Origin of the sequence: Pseudomonas sp. AL03 (genome assembly GCF_029960815.1) — a bacterium.
Classification (GTDB): domain Bacteria; phylum Pseudomonadota; class Gammaproteobacteria; order Pseudomonadales; family Pseudomonadaceae; genus Aquipseudomonas.
Genome location: NZ_JASBRE010000002.1, coordinates 57,264 through 76,290, shown reverse-complemented (window position 1 = coordinate 76,290; position 19,027 = coordinate 57,264). Strand labels below are relative to the sequence as shown.

Here is a 19,027-nt window from a genome sequence, read left to right as displayed (position 1 = left end):
CACGCCGGTTGAGGCTCACTGCCTTGCGCGCAGCTGCTGCTGCAGATTCTGGATCTGCGCTTGAAGGGTGTTGATGTTGCGGGTGACCTGGCCACGGAAAGCGTCAAATTCGGCGGTGTTGGTCGCCCCTTGGGCAGGGGCCGGGCGATTGTCCTGTTCGCTTTTGAGCACAATGACTTCCTGCTCCAGACGCTCGATGGCAGCGCTCGGGTTGCCTTGCTTCTTCAGCGCGACGATGTCGGCGCCGAGGCTTTTCAGCTGTGCGTCGAATTTGTCTGTGTCCGCCGGCGCGCTTTTCAGCACGGCCACATCGCTGTTCAAGACTTTGACCTGAGCCTGTAATTGAATGGTGGCGGTCTGTTGCTCAGTGGTCTGAGCGGTCATCTGCGCCAAGCGTTTGTCCAGCTCGGTGCTCTGAGCGGTCATCTGCGCCAGGCGCTTGTCCAGCTCCGAAGTCTGGCCGGCAACGCCTTGCTGTTGTTTGCTCTGATCCTGAAGTTTGCTTTCCAGCTGCTTGATTTGCAGCTTCAAGGCTTCGCTGTCGCTGCTGACGTTGGTCTGGCTGGCTACAACCTTACCGGAAATGTCCTGCAAGCGCCCCGCCGCATCCTCACTGATACGCGCGAAACTTTCCTGGGTCGCCACCAATTGCTGTTCCATCAGCGAGAGCTGCTGAAAGCTCCACCAGGCAAGACCTGCAAAAGCAAAGAACAAGGCACCCACCAATGCCCACAGCGGGCCGGTGCTCGCGCTTTTGACGTTGACTACTGGCGCGGTCCGCGAATGCACGGAGGTGCGAGCGGTGGTCGGAAAATCATCGTCGTCGAGGCTTTTGGCACGCAGGCTCGGTACATCGTCGAAGTCGTCGTTGGCATCGTTACGCATGGACATTGAGTCAACCTTTGTGGAACGCGGTGATGGCTTGATGCGGCGCAGTATAACCCCCACTGCCGCATCGATTGACCCTGAACCCCGAACTCGGTTCAGTGTTGCCGCTCGTAACCCTGAGTCAGTGAATGTCCTGGGCCTTCCACCAGCCACAGAATTCATCGAGGGCGGTCCAGAGACTGACTTTGGGATCGTAGTCCAGATATTGCTGGGCGCGGCTGATGTCCAGGGTGAAATTTTTGTTCATGACCTGCATGCCCAGGCGCGACAGGGTCGGTTCGGGACGACCCGGCCACACCTTGCACACCCCCTCGTTGAGCGCCGCCACGGCGTAGGCCAAACCGTAGGAACGGTATCGGGTGACCTGTGGGACTTCCATCTTGCGCATCACGTAATTGACCACGTCCCACAGCGGAACCGGCGCGCCGTTGCTGATGTTGTAGGCCTTGCCCAAGGCCGAACCGCTGGCCAGCAAACTGCTGAGCAACGCTTCATTGAGGTTCTGCACGCTGGTGAAATCGACCTTGTTCAGGCCGTTGCCGATGATGGCGAGCCGTCCCTTGCGCTGCATTTTCAGCAATCTCGGGAAGATGCTCATGTCGCCGGCCCCTGTCACGAAACGCGGGCGCAGGGCAAGGGTTTCGAGGCCGAACTCCTGAGCGCCGAAAACCTTTTGCTCAGCCAGGTACTTGGTGGCGGCGTAGGGATGTTTGAAGCGCTTGGGCACCTGTTCTTCGGTCAGGCCCAGGTGATCGCGACCATCAAAGTAAATCGACGGCGACGACACGTGCACCAGTCGTCGAACCCGCTGTTTCAGGCAGGCCTCGACCACGTTTTCCGTGACCTGCACGTTGCCTTGATGAAAGTCCTGATAACGCCCCCACAAGCCGACCGCGCCGGCGCAATGCACCACGGCTTCGACGTCTGAGCACAGGTCGCGCGCCAGTTCCGGCTCGCTCAAGTCGCCCTGGATGAACTCGGCGCCACGGCGCACCAGATGCTCCACACTTTCGGCCCGGCGACCGTTGACCCGCACGTCCAGGCCTTGCTCCAGGGCGAAACGCGCAAAGCGCCCGCCGATGAAGCCGCTTGCGCCGGTGACCAGAATCTTCATGAATTGCTCCGAATATTTCGTTTTGCGTTTTGCATATAGCGTAGGGCGTGAGGACTTGACGCTGCCCATCAGTCCAACGGCACCAGCCATTGCTTTGACGAGCGCACCAACTGATCGGTCAGTAACCCCAGTAACTGACCGCCATTGCGCCAATGATGCCAGTACAGCGGCACATCGATCGGCTTATCTGGCAGAAGCTCCACCAATACGCCGCGCTCCAGTTGCTCGCGCACCTGCAGTTCAGGCACCAGGCCCCAACCGAGTCCCGCTTCTATGAGACGGATGAAGCCTTCGGACGAGGGGCATAGATGGTGTTCGAATCCGCCATCGACGCCGAGGGAGGCGAGGTAGCGATGCTGTAGGAAATCGTCAGGGCCAAAGACCAGCGCTGGCGTTTTCGACAACAGATCGGCACGCACACCTTCAGGAAAATGCCGGGCAATGAACGTCGGACTGGCCAACGCACGGTAGCGCATGGCCCCCAGCAAAACGCTGCGCGCGCCGGCCACCGGTCGCTCACTGGCGCAGACACACGCCGCGACTTCACCGGCGCGCATGCGTTTGAGGCCGACGGTCTGGTCTTCGACCACCAGATCGAGCAGCAGATGCTGCTGCGCGCAAAAATCCGCGACCGCCACGGCCCACCACGTGGCGAGGCTGTCGGCATTCAAAGCGATGCGCAGGCGTTCGGGCAAGCCTTCTTCGTCGAGTGCCGGCACCAGGGTTTGCAAGTCACGTTCAAGCAAACGCACCTGCTGCACATGGTTGAGCAGTCGTCGGCCGATTTCGGTGGGCGCCGGCGGTGTAACGCGCACCAGAACCGGTTGACCGACCCGCGCCTCGAGCAATTTGATGCGTTGAGAGATCGCCGACTGGGACAAACCCAACACCTGCGCAGCACGTTCGAAACCGGCCTGCTCAACCACCGCAGCCAAGGCAGAAAGCAATTTATAGTCGAACATCAGTTTTCCTAATGAGCGATCAGCATGATTGGTTTTTCTTATACAGCGTTGCACCGGAGAATGGCCAGCAAGAACTCTTGAACAAGGATCATCGACATGGCTGGCGAAACTTCATTGGCAACCCTGCTGCGCAGCATGAGCCCGCAACTCAACGTCGGCGAATACGTGTTCTGCACCCTGCGCGACGGCAAGTTGCCCGCGGGCCTTGAGATCGTCGGCAGTTTCCGCGAGCAGGAAGGTCTGACAGTGATTCTGGAACGTTCCCACGCCGAGAAGGCCGGTTTCAGTTTCGATTACATCGCGGCCTGGATCACCTTGAACGTGCACTCGGCCCTCGAAGCCGTCGGCCTGACCGCCGCGTTCGCCACGGCATTAGGCCAGGCCGGCATCAGTTGCAACGTGATTGCCGGCTATTACCACGACCATTTATTCGTCGGCCAGGCCGATGCCGAACGCGCCCTGCACGTGCTGCGGGATCTGGCGGCCAACGCGGAGTAAACATCTTATGTGGCAAAGTTATGTGAACGGCCTGTTGGTGGCCGCAGGGCTGATCATGGCGATCGGTACTCAGAATGCGTTTGTGTTGGCTCAGAGCCTTAGGCGCGAACATCATCTGCCCGTGGCGGCACTTTGCGTGACCTGCGATGCCTTGCTGGTGGCCGCCGGGGTATTCGGCCTGGCGACGGTGCTGGCGCAGAACCCGACGTTGCTGGCAGTCGCCCGTTGGGGTGGCGCGGCGTTTCTGATTTGGTATGGCAGCCTGGCGTTGCGTCGGGCCTTCTCGAAACAGAGCCTGCAACAAGGTGAAAACAAGACCGTGCGTTCGCTGCGCGCGGTGATGCTCAGCGCTCTGGCCGTGACCTTGCTCAACCCGCACGTTTATTTGGATACGGTGCTGCTGATCGGCTCCCTCGGCGCACAACAAACAGAGCCCGGCGCTTATGTGGTGGGAGCCGCGAGTGCGTCGTTGTTGTGGTTTTTTACCTTGGCATTAGGCGCCGCATGGTTGGCGCCATGGCTGGCCCGGCCAAGCACCTGGCGGATTCTCGATCTGTTGGTAGCGGTGATGATGTTTGCAGTGGCCTTTCAATTAATCGCTGGCTGATTATTCCAAAAGCCTCTGGAACCTCTATTCCACACAGTTGTTGCGTGGTTATGCCGCACCCCCGGTGCTATGATCCGAACCCGGCGCCGCAAAGAGTACAAACTCCCCGGCGCTTGTCTGGCCGCCCGTGATCGGCCTTGCGCTCACCGCAACTGACCTGATTAGGAGAATCATCATGGCTTTCGAATTGCCGCCGCTGCCTTACGCACACGATGCCCTGCAGCCGCACATTTCCAAGGAAACTCTGGAATACCACCACGACAAGCACCACAACACCTACGTCGTGAACCTGAACAACCTGGTGCCAGGCACCGAGTTCGAAGGCAAGACTCTGGAAGAAATCGTCAAGTCTTCCTCGGGCGGCATCTTCAACAACGCCGCTCAGGTCTGGAACCACACTTTCTACTGGAACTGCCTGGCGCCAAACGCCGGCGGTCAACCAACCGGCGCACTTGGCGACGCCATCAACGCAGCCTTCGGTTCGTTCGACAAGTTCAAGGAAGAGTTCAGCAAGACGTCCATCGGCACCTTCGGTTCCGGTTGGGGCTGGCTGGTGAAAAAGGCTGACGGTTCCCTGGCCCTGGCCAGCACCATCGGTGCCGGCAACCCGCTGACCAACGGCGACACCCCGCTGCTGACCTGCGACGTCTGGGAACACGCTTACTACATCGACTACCGCAACCTTCGTCCAAAATACGTCGAAGCGTTCTGGAACCTGGTCAACTGGAAATTCGTGGCTGAGCAGTTCGAAGGTAAAACCTTCACCGCTTAAGATCGACGCCAGTCAAAAAACCCGGCTTTTGCCGGGTTTTTTTTTGGGCCAGGAAAAGTCTTGCGGCGGCAGTTGGACCACCTTCGCGAGCAGGCTCGCTCCCACAAGGACACCACTGCACCTGTGGGAGCGGGCTTGCTCGCGAAGAACGATGACGCGGTAGAACTGACTGAACGCCTATTCCTGCGGGTCGACGATATCCAGCGCCCGATTAACGGCTAAGTCCGCCAACATGACGATCTGCGCAATGGCCAACGCGGTACTGCGCTGGGAGCCGCTCAGGTAGGTGGCGAAATCGCTGGCCAGAACACTTGCCGAGGCCAATGACTCACAGGCGTGGGCCAGGAGGGATTCGGTGTTCATGTCCGGGGAGATCAGGAACATGGGGCTGGGGTTGTAGGGTTTGGAGCTGTTGAAGGGGGGATCGGGGATTAATTTATCCAAGGGAATGCCTATGACGTTGGGTGCCATTCCCTCGCCGTTTCTCACGCGACGAAGAGGTGGCAGCTATGTGCGAGGTGAGAAACCGGTCATAGACACCCGGCCAGACCGAAGTCTGCCCGCACACAGCCGCCATAACGCATATGCAGCAGATAAGCTGGCGGCAATTATGCGGATACTGGCGATGGATGACTATGACTTGCCGGGTTCTCACACCCGATCGCTGAGTTTTCAGCGACACCCAAAAGGTTATTGAACCCGCTTCCTACGGGCAACCTGAAAACCTCGTGGGAAAGGTCTGGTTTTTTTACCGCTGTTTAAACGGACGCATCCGTTGCCTGTGCGGCCGCTATCGCGAGCAAGCTCGCTCCCACATTCAAAACGTGTACATCAGCAGAAACCAGAGCAATTTCCCACGATGAAACCAGCCTTCAGCCCCTTGCCCCAACGCCACAGCCGTCTAACATCAATCAAACGGAAAATATGTCCACATCCCCCTCAAGTTGAAGGACTCAACAACCGACACAGTACAACTAGCGCAAATACTCCATACGACAGCATTTCGGCCAAGCTACAGGCAAAACCCTATGTGATTGATTGTCCCTTTGACTGACATCACCGGATTGCCAATACTCATGGCAACTTGACGCTACCCGCACGGAACAAGGAATGACTCTTTGAAGCTGGAACTCAAGAACAGCTTGTCGGTGAAGTTGCTCCGGGTCGTGCTCCTGTCGGCATTGATCGTCGGCGTGGTCTTGAGCTGCGCTCAGATCGTTTTCGATGCCTATAAAACACGCCAGGCCGTGGCCAGCGATGCCCAACGCATCCTCGACATGTTCCGCGACCCCTCGACCCAGGCCGTCTACAGCCTGGACCGCGAGATGGGCATGCAGGTTATCGAAGGCCTGTTTCAGGACGACGCAGTGCGCAAGGCCTCCATTGGCCATCCCAACGAGGCCATGCTCGCGCAAAAGTCTCGCGAGTTGCAGCATTCCGGCAGTCGCTGGCTGACCGACCTGATCCTCGGCAAGGAACGCACCTTCACCACCCAACTGGTGGGTCGCGGCCCTTACAGCGAGTATTACGGCGACCTGAGCATTACGCTCGACACCGCCACCTACGGCCAGGGTTTCATCGTCAGTTCGGTGATCATTTTCATCTCCGGCGTATTGCGTGCCATGGCCATGGGGCTGGTGCTGTACCTGGTCTATCACTGGCTGCTGACCAAACCGCTGTCGCGAATCATCGAGCACCTCACGGAAATCAATCCGGACCGCCCCAGCGAACACAAAATCCCGCTGCTCAAGGGGCATGAAAAGAACGAATTGGGGATCTGGATCAGCACCGCCAACCAGTTGCTCGAGTCCATCGAGCGCAACACCCATTTGCGCCACGAAGCGGAAAACAGCCTACTTCGCATGGCCCAGTACGACTTCCTTACCGGTCTGCCGAACCGCCAGCAATTGCAGCAGCAACTGGACAAAATTCTGGTAGACGCCGGCAAGTTGCAACGTCGGGTCGCGGTATTGGTGGTCGGCCTGGACGATTTCAAAGGCATCAACGAACAATTCAGCTACCAGACCGGCGACCAACTGCTGCTGGCCCTCGCCGATCGCCTGCGAGCTCACAGCGGACGCCTCGGCGCCCTCGCCCGCCTTGGTGGCGACCAGTTCGCCCTGGTTCAGGCCGATATCGAACAACCCTACGAAGCGGCCGAACTGGCCCAAAGCATTCTCGATGACCTGGAAGCGGCGTTCGCCCTCGACCATCAAGAGATTCGCCTGCGCGCCACCATCGGCATCACCCTGTTCCCCGAGGACGGTGACAGCACCGAAAAACTGCTGCAAAAAGCCGAGCAGACCATGACCCTGGCCAAGACTCGCTCGCGCAACCGTTATCAGTTCTATATCGCCAGCGTCGACACCGAGATGCGCCGACGTCGCGAGCTGGAAAAAGACCTGCGCGACGCCTTGGCCCGTAACCAGTTGTACCTCGTCTACCAGCCGCAGATCAGCTATCGCGATCACCGAGTGGTGGGTGTCGAGGCGTTGATTCGCTGGCAGCATCCCGAGCACGGGCTGGTTCCGCCAGACTTGTTCATCCCCCTGGCCGAGCAGAACGGCACCATCATCGCCATCGGTGAATGGGTGCTGGATCAGGCGTGCAAGCAATTGCGCGACTGGCATGACCAGGGTTTTGTCGACCTGCGCATGGCGGTAAACCTGTCCACGGTGCAACTGCACCACGCCGAGTTGCCACGGGTGGTCAACAACCTGCTGCAGATGTACCGCCTGCCGCCCCGCAGCCTGGAGCTGGAAGTCACCGAAACCGGCCTGATGGAAGACATCAGCACGGCTGCCCAGCACCTGCTCAGCCTGCGCCGCTCCGGTGCGCTGATCGCGATCGACGACTTCGGCACCGGTTACTCGTCATTGAGCTATCTGAAAAGCCTGCCGCTGGACAAGATCAAGATCGACAAGAGCTTCGTTCAGGATCTGCTCGATGACGACGACGATGCGACCATCGTTCGGGCCATCATCCAGCTGGGCAAGAGCCTGGGCATGCAGGTGATTGCCGAAGGCGTGGAAACCGCCGAGCAAGAGGCCTACATCATCTCCGAAGGCTGTCACGAAGGTCAGGGCTATCTCTACAGCAAACCGCTGCCGGCGCGGGAATTGAGCGCGTATCTGAAACAGGCTCAGCGCAGTAACGCGGCTATTTTGTAAACATCACAAGATCGCAGCCTCGTTTCACTCTGTAGCAGCTGTCGAGTGAAACGAGGCTGCGATCTCTTGATCTACGACACAAACCCCGCGTGAATAAGAAATATTTCCAAGCACAACCCTTTACACATAATGCGAAAGATTTGCATTATGTCGCAGCTTTGCGCGCTTGCTGCGCCATTCCACCCCCTCTCGAAGCAGGATGTTCGCCATGATTCGTATGCCTCTGGCTACCGCCAGTCTGTTGGCCATCGCTATTTCCCTCGCCGGTTGTGGCGAAGGCAAAGACAAAGCTGTCGCTGCGCAGGCGCCGACTCCGGCGGCCAGCACCTCAGCCCCGGCCGCCGCACCTGCCGCTGCCGGTAAAGTCGACGAAGCAGCCGCCAAAGCCGTTGTCGCGCATTACGCCGACATCGTCTTCGCCGTTTACAGCGATGCCGAATCCACCGCGAAGACCCTGCAAACCGCCGTCGACGCCTTCCTCGCCAAGCCGAACGCCGACACCCTGAAAGCTGCCAAGGCTGCCTGGGTCGCTGCCCGCGTGCCTTACCTGCAGAGCGAAGTGTTCCGCTTCGGCAACACCATCATCGACGACTGGGAAGGTCAGGTGAACGCCTGGCCACTGGACGAAGGCCTGATCGACTACGTCGACAAATCCTACGAGCACGCACTGGGTAACCCGGGCGCCACGGCCAATATCATCGCCAACACTCAAGTTCAGGTCGGCGAAGACAAGGTCGACGTGAAAGACATCACCCCGGCAAAACTCGCCAGTCTGAACGAGCTGGGTGGTTCCGAGGCCAACGTTGCCACCGGCTACCACGCCATCGAATTCCTGCTTTGGGGCCAGGACCTGAACGGCACCGGCCCTGGCGCCGGCAACCGTCCAGCGTCCGACTACCTGGAAGGCAAAGGCGCAACCGGCGGTCATAACGATCGTCGTCGCGCCTACCTGAAGTCCGTGACCCAACTGTTGGTCAGCGACCTGGAAGAAATGGTCGGTAACTGGAAGCCGAACGTGGCCGACAACTACCGCGCCACCCTGGAAGCCGAGCCTGCCGAAAGCGGCCTGCGCAAAATGCTGTTCGGCATGGGCAGCCTGTCCCTGGGCGAACTGGCGGGCGAGCGCATGAAGGTTTCCCTGGAAGCCAACTCCCCGGAAGACGAACACGACTGCTTCAGCGACAACACCCACAACTCGCAGTTCTACGATGCCAAAGGCATTCGTAATGTGTACCTGGGCGAGTACACCCGCGTCGACGGCACCAAAATGACCGGCGCCAGCCTGTCGTCCCTGGTAGCCAAGGCTGACTCGGCTGCCGACACCGCGCTGAAAGCCGACCTGGCTGCGACCGAAGCGAAGATGCAGGTTATCGTCGATCATGCCAACAAGGGTGAGCACTACGACCAGCTGATCGCTGCCGGCAACACTGCTGGCAACCAGATCGTGCGCGACGCTATCGCTTCCCTGGTCAAGCAGACCGGCTCGATCGAAGCCGCCGCTGGCAAACTGGGCATCAGCGACCTGAACCCGGACAACGCTGATCACGAGTTCTGATCAACGCTGTCTGAGTGACTAAGAGGCGACCTTCGGGTCGCCGATCGTTCCCACGCTCTGCGTGGGAATGCCTCAACGGACGCTCCGCGTTCGGCTTTTGATGTGACGCAGAGCGTCACGGGCTGCATTCCCACGCTGAGCGTGGGAACGATCAGTTGCCCCACATCAAGCAAACGATAATTCCTCTTATTCAAACTCCCCTGCCCTGTTAGACTTTGCGCCCTTGTTTTGCTCGTCTTGCAGGATGCCTGATGCCCTCGCTGCCTCTTCGCTTGTCCGCACTGTTGCTGGCCCTGGGCCTGAGTGCCTGCGACGACGCCCCACGTTTTACCAAAGCCGAACCCGGTGAAGCCCGGTCCGGTGGCAGCGCGACCGTGCGAAAGACCGATCAGAACTCGTTTTCCCTGCCGTCCGCCAACCTGCCGCCGTCACGGCGCGTGGACTTCAGCGTCGGCAACAGCTTCTTCCGCAGTCCCTGGGTGATCGCCCCGTCGACCACCACCGCCCGGGATGGTATCGGCCCATTGTTCAACACCAACGCCTGCCAGAACTGCCACATCAAGGACGGCCGCGGTCATCCGCCCACGCCTGATGCGCAGAACGCCGTGTCGATGCTGGTGCGCCTGTCGATTCCCGATGCGCCGGCGTATGCCAACGTCATCGAGCAACTTGGTGTCGTCCCGGAGCCGGTCTACGGCGGACAATTCCAGGACATGGCCGTGCCCGGTGTCGTCCCGGAAGGCAAAGTGCGTGTCGATTACACGCCCGTTCCGATTCGTTTCAAGGACGGCACCGAAGTCGAGTTGCGCAAACCGACGTTGCAGATCACCCAACTCGGCTACGGTCCGATGCACCCTGATACCCGTTTCTCGGCGCGTGTCGCACCGCCGATGATTGGCCTGGGTCTGCTGGAAGCGATCCCCGACGAGGCGATCCTGGCCAATGCACAAGCTCAAGCAAAAGACAAAAACGGCATCGCCGGACGCCCGAACCGGGTCTGGGATGACACGCAGCAAAAAACCGTCCTCGGGCGATTTGGCTGGAAGGCCGGGCAACCGAACCTCAATCAACAAAATGTTCATGCGTTTTCCGGTGACATGGGCCTCACCACAAGCCTGAGGCCCGTCGACGACTGCACTGACACGCAAACCGCTTGCAAGCAGGCGCCCAACGGCAATGGCCCTGATGGCGAGCCGGAGGTCAGCGATAACATCCTGCGACTGGTGTTGTTCTACAGCCGTAACCTCGCCGTACCGGCCCGCCGCGATGTCAGCGCTCCCCAAGTGCTGGCCGGCAAGAATCTGTTTTTCCAGGCCGGGTGCCAGTCTTGTCATACCCCGAAATACACCACCGCCGCCAACGCCGCCGAACCTGAACTGGCCAATCAAGTGATTCGCCCTTACAGCGATCTGCTGCTGCACGACATGGGCGACGGTCTGGCCGACAACCGTAGCGAATTCCAGGCCAGTGGCCGCGACTGGCGCACCCCGCCATTGTGGGGCATCGGTTTGACGCAGGCGGTCAGTGGCCACACCCAGTTTTTGCACGATGGCCGCGCTCGCAATCTGCTCGAAGCCGTGCTCTGGCATGGCGGCGAAGCAACAGCGGCGCAGCAACAGGTTTTGTCTTTCAATGCCGAGCAACGCGCTGCGTTGCTGGCGTTTTTGAATTCCCTTTAATCCGTATTCCATTGCGGGAGCCCGACATGTTCCGTCCAAAATTGTTGTTCACCAGCCTTGCCGCGCTCGCCTTGGGCGCCTGTTCGCCTCAGGATCCGCAGGCCGTTACTTCGGCGGCCATCGCCAAGCAAGTGATCCTGCCGACCTACAGCCGCTGGGTAGAAGCCGACCGTCAACTGGCGGTCAGCGCCCTGGCCTTCTGCGAAGGCAAGGAAACCCTCGACACCGCCCGTGCCGACTTCCTGCATGCGCAGAAAGCCTGGGCCGAGCTGCAACCGCTGCTGATCGGCCCGCTGGCCGAGGGCAACCGTTCGTGGCAGGTGCAGTTCTGGCCGGACAAGAAAAACCTCGTGGGCCGTCAGGTCGAGCAACTGGTCACCGCGCAGCCGCAGATCGATGCCGCCGCCCTGACCAAGTCCAGCGTTGTGGTTCAGGGCCTCTCCGCCTATGAATACATCCTGTTCGACAGCAAGATCGACATGGCCGATGCCACCCAGAAAGCCAAGTACTGCCCGCTGCTGAGCGCCATCGGTGAGCGTCAGAAACAACTGGCCGAAGAGATCCTGTCGCGCTGGAACACCAACGACGGCATGCTCGCGCAGATGAGCAAATTCCCCAACCAGCGCTACGCCGACTCCCACGAAGCGATCGCGGACCTGCTGCGCGTGCAAGTCACCGCGCTGGACTCCCTGAAGAAAAAACTCGGCACGCCGATGGGCCGTCAGAGCAAGGGCATTCCTCAGCCGTTCCAGGCCGACGCCTGGCGCAGCAAGTCCTCGCTGCAAGGTCTGGAAGCCAGCCTGGCCGCGGCGCAAACCGTCTGGGTCGGTGTCGACAACAAAGGCCTGCGCGGTCTGTTGCCGAACGAGCAGAAACCCTTGGCCGACAAGATCGACGCCGCTTACGCTGCGTCCCTGAAACTGTTCGCCAGCAACCAGCGCTCGCTGACCGACATGCTCGGCGATGACGCCGGTCGCCAGCAACTCAACGATCTCTACGACAGCCTCAACGTCGTCCACCGCCTGCACGAAGGCGAACTGGCCAAGGCGCTGGGCATCCAACTGGGCTTCAACGCCAACGACGGTGACTGATGAGGGCAAGTTCCATGCTGCGACGCCAGGCTCTGACGTTAGGTAGTTTGCTGCTGGGTGCGGTGACACTCGGCGGCTGGACGCTGTTCAAGCAGAAGGACAAAAGCCCGCTGCTGCTCTCGGCGCGGGACGATACCGACGGCAAACATTATGCCGTTGGGTATCGGCTGGACGGCACCCGGGTGTTTGCCACCCAGGTCGGCCAGCGTTGTCACGACATCATCAACCACCCGACGCTGCCGATTGCGCTGTTCGTCGCCCGTCGTCCTGGGACCGAGAGTTACCTGATCGACCTGCGCGACGGCACGCTGCTGCAAACCGTGATCTCACGGCCGAACCGGCACTTCTACGGTCACGCGGTGATTCACAAGAGCGGCGACTGGCTGTACGCCACCGAGAACGACACCTCTGATCCGGGTCGTGGCTTGCTGGGTGTGTATAAGTTCGAAGGCGAGCGACTTATCCACAGCGGCGAGATCCCCACCCACGGCGTCGGCCCGCATCAGGTGTCGTGGATGCCCAATGGTGAAACGCTGGTGGTCGCCAACGGCGGCATTCGCACCGAGGCCGAAAGCCGCGTCGAGATGAACCTCAACGCCATGGAACCGAGCCTGGTCCTGATGCAACGCGACGGCACCCTGCTGAGCAAGGAAACCCTCGCCCAGCAGATGAACAGCGTGCGTCATTTGGGGATTGCCAGCGACGGCACCATCGTCGCCGGCCAGCAGTTCATGGGACCGTCTCACGAGCCTTCGCAGCTGCTGGCGATCAAGCGGCCCGGCCAGCCGTTCGTGGCCTTCCCGGTGCCTGAGCATCAGTTGCAGGCCATGGGGCATTACACCGCCAGCGTCGCGGTGCACAGCGAACTGCGCCTGGTCGCGTTGACCGCGCCACGGGGCAATCGCTTTTTCATCTGGGACCTGGACAGCGGTGACGTGCGCCTGGACGCGCCGCTTCCCGATTGCGCCGGGGTCGGCGCGGTAGCCGATGGCTTTGTCGTGACCTCGGGACAGGGGCGATGCCGGTACTACGATTGCCGCCAGACAGATCTTGTAGCAAAACCACTGGAGCTGCCCGCAGGGCTCTGGGACAACCACCTCCACCTCATCTAAACACGGTTCTTTGTAGCAGCTGGCGAAGCCTGCGTTCGGCGGCGAAGCCGTCGTGAGATCCGACGACGCGGTGTGTCAGACAAACCACGTTGCATGGATTTACGACGGCTTCGCCGCCGAACGCAGGCTGCGCCAGCTGCTACAGGTCGGGGTGACGCCCACCTGTAAGTTCTGCCAGTTGGAATCAACCTCCCACTCGGAGTAATGTGCCCGACTGTCTCACCTGATTTTCTCCAAGGAAGTGGAAATATGCTGCGTCGCCGCATGCTGATCATGTTGGGTGTTGTTCTGCTGATCGTACTGGTCCTGGCCGGTTACAAAGCCTTTTCCATCTACACGATGATTCAGGGCTTTGCTGCGCCGAAACCGCCGATCAGTGTCGCCGTGGCCACCGCCACCGAACGGCCGTGGCAAGCCCGCCTGCCGACCGTCGGCACCCTCAAGGCGCTGCAAGGCGTCGACCTGAGCCTGGAGATCGCCGGCACCGTCACCGATGTGCAGTTCCAGTCGGGGCAGAAGGTCAAGGCCGGTCAGCCGATCGTCCAACTCGATAGCGCCGTGGAAACCGCCCTGCTGGAAACCGCCCTCGCCGACCTCGGACTGGCCCAAGTGGATTACAACCGTGGCAGCCAGCTCGTGGGCAGCCAGGCGATTTCCAAAGGCGAGTTCGACCGACTCTCGGCGGTGTTCAAAAAGAACAAGGCCACGGTCAATCAGCTCAAGGCTTCGCTCGAGAAAAAACGCATCGTCGCGCCGTTCAGCGGAACCATCGGCATTCGTCAGGTGGACGTCGGTGACTACGTGGCCAGCGGCACCATGATCGCCACCCTGCAAGACCTCAGCAGCCTCTACGTCGACTTCTTCGTGCCCGAGCAGTCGGTGCCGAAGATCGCGATCGGCCAATCGGTGCAGATCATTGTCTCGGCCTACCCGGCGCAGAACTTCCCCGGGACCCTCAGTGCAATCAACCCGAAAGTTGAAAACAGCACACGCAACGTCCAGGTCCGCGCGACCCTGGCCAACCCCGACGGCAAACTGTTGCCGGGGATGTTCGCCAGCCTGCAAATATTGTTGCCCGACCCGCAGCCGCGCATCGTCGTGCCGGAAAGCGCGATCACCTACACGCTGTACGGCAATTCGCTGTATGTCGTCGCGCAGAAAAAAGCCGAAGACGGCAGCGTCGAAAAGGACGATAAGGGCGAGCCGATTCTGATCGCCGAACGGCGTTTCATTGAAACCGGCGAGCGCCGCGACGGTGTGGTGATGATCACAAAGGGCGTGCAGAACGGTGAAAAAGTGGTCACGGCCGGCCAGATCAAACTGGACAACGGCGCACATATCGCGATCAGCGACGACAAGACACTAGCCGAGAAGCGCAGTCAGCCTCGCGTTGACTGACAAGGAATCCCCATGGCTTTTACCGACCCGTTCATCCGCCGCCCGGTGCTCGCCACCGTGGTCAGCCTGTTGATTGTGCTGCTGGGCTTCCAGGCCTGGAGCAAGTTGCCGCTGCGCCAATATCCGCAAATGGAAAACGCCCTGATCACGGTCACCACCGCTTACCCCGGGGCCAACGCCGAGACCATCCAGGGCTACATCACCCAACCGATGCAGCAGAGTCTGGCCAGCGCCGAGGGTATCGACTACATGACGTCGGTCAGTCGCCAGAACTTCTCGGTGATCTCGATCTACGCGCGCATTGGCGCCAACAGCGACCGCTTGTTCACCGAATTGCTGGCCAAGGCCAACGAGGTGAAAAACCAGCTGCCTCAGGACGCCGAAGACCCGGTACTGAGCAAGGAAGCCGCCGACGCCTCGGCACTGATGTACATCAGTTTCTTCAGCAAGGAGCTGAGCAACCCGCAGATTACCGACTACCTGTCGCGGGTCATCCAGCCGAAACTGGCGACCCTGCCGGGCATGGCCGAAGCCGAGATTCTCGGCAACCAGGTATTCGCCATGCGCCTGTGGCTGGACCCGGTGAAGCTGGCCGGTTTCGGCCTGAGTGCCAGCGACGTGACCGATGCGGTGCGCAAGTACAACTTCCTCTCCGCCGCCGGCGAAGTGAAAGGCGAGTACGTCGTCACCAGCATCAACGCCAACACCGAGCTCAAATCCGCTGAAGCCTTCGCCGCGATCCCGCTCAAGGTCGAGGGCGACAGTCGCGTGCTGCTCAGCGATGTGGCGCGGGTTGAAATGGGCGCGGAAAACTACGACTCGATCAGTTCTTTCGGCGGCACGCCTTCGGTGTACATCGGCATCAAGGCCACGCCTGGCGCCAACCCGCTGGACGTGATCAGGGAAGTGCGCAAGATCATGCCGTCCCTGGAAGCCCAACTGCCGCCGAACCTCAAAGGTGAAATCGCCTACGACGCCACGCTGTTCATCCAGGCCTCGATCGACGAAGTGGTGAAAACCCTGTTTGAAGCGGTGCTGATCGTCATCGTGGTGGTGTTCCTGTTCCTCGGCGCGCTGCGTTCGGTGGTGATCCCGGTGGTCACCATCCCGCTGTCGATGATCGGCGTGATGTTCTTCATGCAGATGATGGGCTACTCGATCAACCTGTTGACTTTGCTGGCGATGGTATTGGCCATCGGCCTGGTGGTAGACGACGCCATCGTCGTGGTGGAGAACATTCACCGGCACATTGAAGAAGGCAAGACGCCGCTGGATGCGGCCATCGAAGGCGCCCGGGAAATCGCCATGCCGGTGGTCTCGATGACCATCACCCTGGCGGCGGTCTATGCGCCGATCGGCTTCCTGACGGGGCTGACGGGGGCGCTGTTCAAGGAGTTCGCCCTGACCCTGGCCGGTGCGGTGGTGATCTCTGGCATCGTCGCCCTGACCCTGTCGCCGATGATGTGCGCCTTCTTGCTGCGTCACGACGAAAATCCCAGCGGCCTGGCCCATCGACTGGACCTGATATTCGAAGGCCTCAAGCGCCGTTACCAAAGCATGCTGCACGCAACCCTGAACACCCGGCCGGTGGTGCTGGTGTTCGCGGTGATCGTGCTGTGCCTGATACCGGTGCTGCTCAAATTCACCAAGTCGGAACTGGCGCCCGACGAGGACCAGGGCATCATTTTCATGATAGCCAACGCCCCACAACCGGCCAACCTCGACTACCTGAGCACCTACACCGACGAGTTCGTCACGATCTTCAAAACGTTTCCCGAGTACTACTCGTCGTTCCAGATCAATGGCTTCAACGGCGTGCAATCGGGCATCGGCGGCTTCCTGCTCAAACCGTGGAACGAACGCAGCCGCACTCAGATGGAAATCCTGCCCGAGGTCCAGCGCAAACTGGAGAGCATTTCCGGGCTGCAGATCTTCGGCTTCAACCTGCCTTCCCTGCCTGGCACCGGCGAGGGGCTGCCGTTTCAGTTCGTCATCAGTTCCGCCAACGATTACGAGTCACTGCTGCAAGTGGCCGACCGGGTGAAAAAACGGGCAATGGAATCTGGCAAGTTCGCCTTCGTCGACCTCGACCTGGCGTTCGACAAGCCCGAAGTGGTGGTGGATATCGATCGCGCCAAGGCCGCACAGATGGGTGTTTCCATGCAGGATCTTGGCGGGACACTCGCGACGTTGCTGGGTGAGGCGGAGATCAACCGTTTCACCATTGAAGGTCGCAGCTACAAAGTCATCGCTCAGGTCGAACGGCCTTTCAGGGATAACCCCGACTGGCTCAACAATTATTACGTCAAGAACACCCAAGGTGAATTGCTGGCCCTGTCGACCCTGATCACGGTGACCGACCGGGCGCGTCCACGGCAGTTGAACCAGTTCCAGCAACTCAATTCGGGCATCCTGTCCGGGGTGCCGCTGGTCAGCATGGGTGAAGCCATCGACACCGTGCGCCAGATCGCTCGGGAAGAGGCTCCGGTGGGTTATGCCTTCGACTATGCCGGCGCATCACGGCAATACGTCCAGGAAGGCAGTGCGCTGTGGGTCACCTTCGCTCTGGCACTGGCGATCATTTTCCTGGTACTGGCCGCCCAGTTCGAAAGCTTTCGCGATCCGCTGGTGATTCTGGTGACCGTGCCGTTATCGATCTGTGGCGCGTTGATCCCGCTGTTCCTGGGCTGGTCGAGCATGAACATCTATACCCAGGTCGGCCTGGTGACGCTGATCGGGTTGATCAGCAAGCACGGCATCCTGATCGTCGAATTCGCCAACCAGTTACGCAGGGACAAAGGCCTGACGCCGCGCGAAGCCGTGGAGGAAGCGGCGGCCATTCGTCTGCGTCCGGTGTTGATGACCACTGCTGCGATGGTGTTCGGTATGGTGCCGTTGATCATCGCCACGGGGGCGGGTGCCGTCAGCCGGTTCGACATTGGCACGGTGATCGCCACGGGGATGTCGATCGGGACGTTGTTTACGCTGTTCGTGTTGCCCTGTGTTTACACGGTGCTGGCCAAACCCGATAAGCCATAGCGCCGATGATCGTTCCCACGTCGAGGCGTCGAACCGTCCGCGTGGGAATGCCGCAACGGACGCTCCGCGTTCGGCTTTTGAGGGGACGCGGAGCGTCCCGGGCTGCATTCCCACGCAGAGCGTGGGAACGATCAGCATCGGGAATAAAAAAGGCCTCGCGATTGGCGAGGCCTTTTATTTGGGCTTCAATCTGTTCAACTTTGTGGCCTCAATCCTTGAGAAAGACCGAACATGAACAGCAATAAATCATGATCGGGTTGTGATGCCACGGATGCCTTGGCAACGCGTGGCAACGGACAGTGCGCGTCGCCATTCACTGAACTGAGGACTTGCGTGCGGGGCTGCTCCCATGCCGCCACCGCCAGTGAAGCAACTGCCAAGGCTCCTATCAAAAACCCAACTCGTGCAATTTCGAGTTTCATTGCTATAAACCTTTGATAGCGCTGCCAAACGCCGTCTCATAAAAATAGACGAGTTTCTGCCAGTCCGTCGTGCTGAATGACGAGTGGCGACGCAGTTGTTTCATGTCATTGGACGCCGCGCGACGGGCGGTCAAACGGTGCCGGCATTTCTCCAGATCGATCAACGCCACTTCGACTTTGGCAGCCTCGCCTTCGCCGGTGACGCGCACGAATACGTGCTTGATGTAGAGGCAGCTGTGCTGCCAGCGCCCCTTGTGCATCCGAACCAGATTCTCGGCCAGATCCTTCAACACTCGATCATGCACGGCCTCACCGTGACGCTCGCGACCGCCGCCAGCGTACCAGTGCTCGATTTCCTCAAAGCCGTCCAGCGACTTGGTCACCAGCAATGCGCGCCATTTGTGTACAGGATCGCGCTGAGCACCGCAGAAAACGATCTCCGGAACACGAACGTCGAGCAGGTGCATGACAGTGAGCGCATCGCGCTCGCGCAACACCGTCGGCCGACCGAACGGGTGCAGCCAGCTGCGATAGATATGCCCGGTCTGACGTTTAACGTAAAGCAGCTGTCCATTGCTGCTCACGACGCGCTGCACGCCGCTTTCTCCTCCGCGACGGACGTTGGGCTCTTCCACCCATTCACCGCGCTGATTCCAGAAATAGTCGAAGCGGTCCTGAGGGGCGACGTCCGTTTCTGCTGCACATTGCACTGCCATTCTG

16 protein-coding genes are annotated in these 19,027 nt (G+C 60.1%); 10 read left to right on the top strand and 6 right to left on the bottom strand.

All coding sequences use genetic code 11. The features are described from left to right. Window positions 1-15: 15 nt before the first annotated feature. The 3 genes from QK293_RS02525 to QK293_RS02515 all read right to left on the bottom strand — a co-directional run bounded on the left by QK293_RS02525 (window position 16) and on the right by QK293_RS02515 (window position 2,964). Window positions 16-891, bottom strand: coding sequence for an ATPase (locus QK293_RS02525; protein ID WP_282375409.1), 876 nt, complete (start codon window positions 889-891; stop codon window positions 16-18). A 118-nt stretch (window positions 892-1,009) separates the two neighbouring features. Beyond that, complete coding sequence (locus QK293_RS02520) at window positions 1,010-2,002, bottom strand: NAD-dependent epimerase/dehydratase family protein (RefSeq protein WP_282375408.1); 993 nt, start codon at window positions 2,000-2,002, stop codon at window positions 1,010-1,012. Between the two features lie 68 nt (window positions 2,003-2,070). Then, window positions 2,071-2,964: a LysR family transcriptional regulator ArgP gene (locus tag QK293_RS02515; protein ID WP_282375407.1), complete on the bottom strand. Its 894-nt coding sequence runs from the start codon at window positions 2,962-2,964 to the stop codon at window positions 2,071-2,073. A gap of 96 nt (window positions 2,965-3,060) precedes the next feature. On the opposite strand from QK293_RS02515, the gene QK293_RS02510 reads away from it, so the two are divergent. The 3 genes from QK293_RS02510 (at window position 3,061) to QK293_RS02500 (ending at window position 4,841) form a co-directional block, all read left to right on the top strand. Beyond that, window positions 3,061-3,462 carry an ACT domain-containing protein gene (locus tag QK293_RS02510; protein ID WP_282375406.1) on the top strand — a complete coding sequence of 134 codons (402 nt, stop codon included), beginning with the start codon at window positions 3,061-3,063 and terminating at the stop codon, window positions 3,460-3,462. Window positions 3,463-3,469: 7 nt separating this feature from the next. Then, window positions 3,470-4,069 carry a LysE/ArgO family amino acid transporter gene (locus QK293_RS02505; RefSeq protein WP_282375405.1) on the top strand — a complete coding sequence of 200 codons (600 nt, stop codon included), beginning with the start codon at window positions 3,470-3,472 and terminating at the stop codon, window positions 4,067-4,069. A gap of 175 nt (window positions 4,070-4,244) precedes the next feature. Further along, on the top strand, window positions 4,245-4,841 hold the full coding sequence (locus tag QK293_RS02500) for a Fe-Mn family superoxide dismutase (RefSeq protein ID WP_074874062.1): 597 nt from the start codon (window positions 4,245-4,247) through the stop codon (window positions 4,839-4,841). 177 nt (window positions 4,842-5,018) lie between these two features. On the opposite strand, the gene QK293_RS02495 is transcribed toward QK293_RS02500, so the two are convergent. Next, a complete protein-coding gene (locus tag QK293_RS02495; RefSeq protein WP_282375403.1) occupies window positions 5,019-5,285 on the bottom strand; it encodes a DUF6124 family protein in 267 nt (88 codons plus the stop codon). A 674-nt stretch (window positions 5,286-5,959) separates the two neighbouring features. Here QK293_RS02495 and QK293_RS02490 point away from each other — a divergent pair. From QK293_RS02490 to QK293_RS02460, 7 genes are all read left to right on the top strand, one after another. Beyond that, window positions 5,960-8,011 carry a GGDEF domain-containing phosphodiesterase gene (locus tag QK293_RS02490; protein ID WP_282375402.1) on the top strand — a complete coding sequence of 684 codons (2,052 nt, stop codon included), beginning with the start codon at window positions 5,960-5,962 and terminating at the stop codon, window positions 8,009-8,011. Between the two features lie 208 nt (window positions 8,012-8,219). Further along, window positions 8,220-9,566: an imelysin family protein gene (locus tag QK293_RS02485; protein WP_282375401.1), complete on the top strand. Its 1,347-nt coding sequence runs from the start codon at window positions 8,220-8,222 to the stop codon at window positions 9,564-9,566. A 251-nt stretch (window positions 9,567-9,817) separates the two neighbouring features. Further along, window positions 9,818-11,245 (top strand): di-heme oxidoredictase family protein, encoded by a 1,428-nt coding sequence (locus tag QK293_RS02480; protein ID WP_282375400.1) that lies wholly within the window; start codon window positions 9,818-9,820, stop codon window positions 11,243-11,245. 26 nt (window positions 11,246-11,271) lie between these two features. Beyond that, window positions 11,272-12,336 (top strand): imelysin family protein, encoded by a 1,065-nt coding sequence (locus QK293_RS02475; protein WP_282375399.1) that lies wholly within the window; start codon window positions 11,272-11,274, stop codon window positions 12,334-12,336. A gap of 14 nt (window positions 12,337-12,350) precedes the next feature. Beyond that, on the top strand, window positions 12,351-13,448 hold the full coding sequence (locus QK293_RS02470) for a DUF1513 domain-containing protein (protein ID WP_282375398.1): 1,098 nt from the start codon (window positions 12,351-12,353) through the stop codon (window positions 13,446-13,448). 249 nt (window positions 13,449-13,697) lie between these two features. After that, window positions 13,698-14,846, top strand: coding sequence for an efflux RND transporter periplasmic adaptor subunit (locus tag QK293_RS02465; RefSeq protein ID WP_282375396.1), 1,149 nt, complete (start codon window positions 13,698-13,700; stop codon window positions 14,844-14,846). 12 nt (window positions 14,847-14,858) lie between these two features. Next, window positions 14,859-17,885 carry a multidrug efflux RND transporter permease subunit gene (locus QK293_RS02460; RefSeq protein ID WP_282375394.1) on the top strand — a complete coding sequence of 1,009 codons (3,027 nt, stop codon included), beginning with the start codon at window positions 14,859-14,861 and terminating at the stop codon, window positions 17,883-17,885. Window positions 17,886-18,079: 194 nt separating this feature from the next. On the opposite strand, the gene QK293_RS02455 is transcribed toward QK293_RS02460, so the two are convergent. Both QK293_RS02455 and QK293_RS02450 read right to left on the bottom strand, forming a co-directional pair. Continuing rightward, complete coding sequence (locus tag QK293_RS02455; RefSeq protein WP_282375393.1) at window positions 18,080-18,307, bottom strand: hypothetical protein; 228 nt, start codon at window positions 18,305-18,307, stop codon at window positions 18,080-18,082. 2 nt (window positions 18,308-18,309) lie between these two features. Continuing rightward, window positions 18,310-19,023 (bottom strand): lipopolysaccharide kinase InaA family protein, encoded by a 714-nt coding sequence (locus tag QK293_RS02450; RefSeq protein WP_282375392.1) that lies wholly within the window; start codon window positions 19,021-19,023, stop codon window positions 18,310-18,312. Window positions 19,024-19,027: the final 4 nt, after the last annotated feature.

Coding starts and splice junctions, on each gene's coding strand:
- QK293_RS02525 (WP_282375409.1), bottom strand. CDS start 891: ATGTCCATGCGTAACGATGCCAACGACGACTTCGACGATGTACCGAGC.
- QK293_RS02520 (WP_282375408.1), bottom strand. CDS start 2,002: ATGAAGATTCTGGTCACCGGCGCAAGCGGCTTCATCGGCGGGCGCTTT.
- QK293_RS02515 (WP_282375407.1), bottom strand. CDS start 2,964: ATGTTCGACTATAAATTGCTTTCTGCCTTGGCTGCGGTGGTTGAGCAG.
- QK293_RS02510 (WP_282375406.1), top strand. CDS start 3,061: ATGGCTGGCGAAACTTCATTGGCAACCCTGCTGCGCAGCATGAGCCCG.
- QK293_RS02505 (WP_282375405.1), top strand. CDS start 3,470: ATGTGGCAAAGTTATGTGAACGGCCTGTTGGTGGCCGCAGGGCTGATC.
- QK293_RS02500 (WP_074874062.1), top strand. CDS start 4,245: ATGGCTTTCGAATTGCCGCCGCTGCCTTACGCACACGATGCCCTGCAG.
- QK293_RS02485 (WP_282375401.1), top strand. CDS start 8,220: ATGATTCGTATGCCTCTGGCTACCGCCAGTCTGTTGGCCATCGCTATT.
- QK293_RS02480 (WP_282375400.1), top strand. CDS start 9,818: ATGCCCTCGCTGCCTCTTCGCTTGTCCGCACTGTTGCTGGCCCTGGGC.
- QK293_RS02475 (WP_282375399.1), top strand. CDS start 11,272: ATGTTCCGTCCAAAATTGTTGTTCACCAGCCTTGCCGCGCTCGCCTTG.
- QK293_RS02470 (WP_282375398.1), top strand. CDS start 12,351: ATGCTGCGACGCCAGGCTCTGACGTTAGGTAGTTTGCTGCTGGGTGCG.
- QK293_RS02465 (WP_282375396.1), top strand. CDS start 13,698: ATGCTGCGTCGCCGCATGCTGATCATGTTGGGTGTTGTTCTGCTGATC.
- QK293_RS02460 (WP_282375394.1), top strand. CDS start 14,859: ATGGCTTTTACCGACCCGTTCATCCGCCGCCCGGTGCTCGCCACCGTG.
- QK293_RS02455 (WP_282375393.1), bottom strand. CDS start 18,307: ATGAAACTCGAAATTGCACGAGTTGGGTTTTTGATAGGAGCCTTGGCA.
- QK293_RS02450 (WP_282375392.1), bottom strand. CDS start 19,023: ATGGCAGTGCAATGTGCAGCAGAAACGGACGTCGCCCCTCAGGACCGC.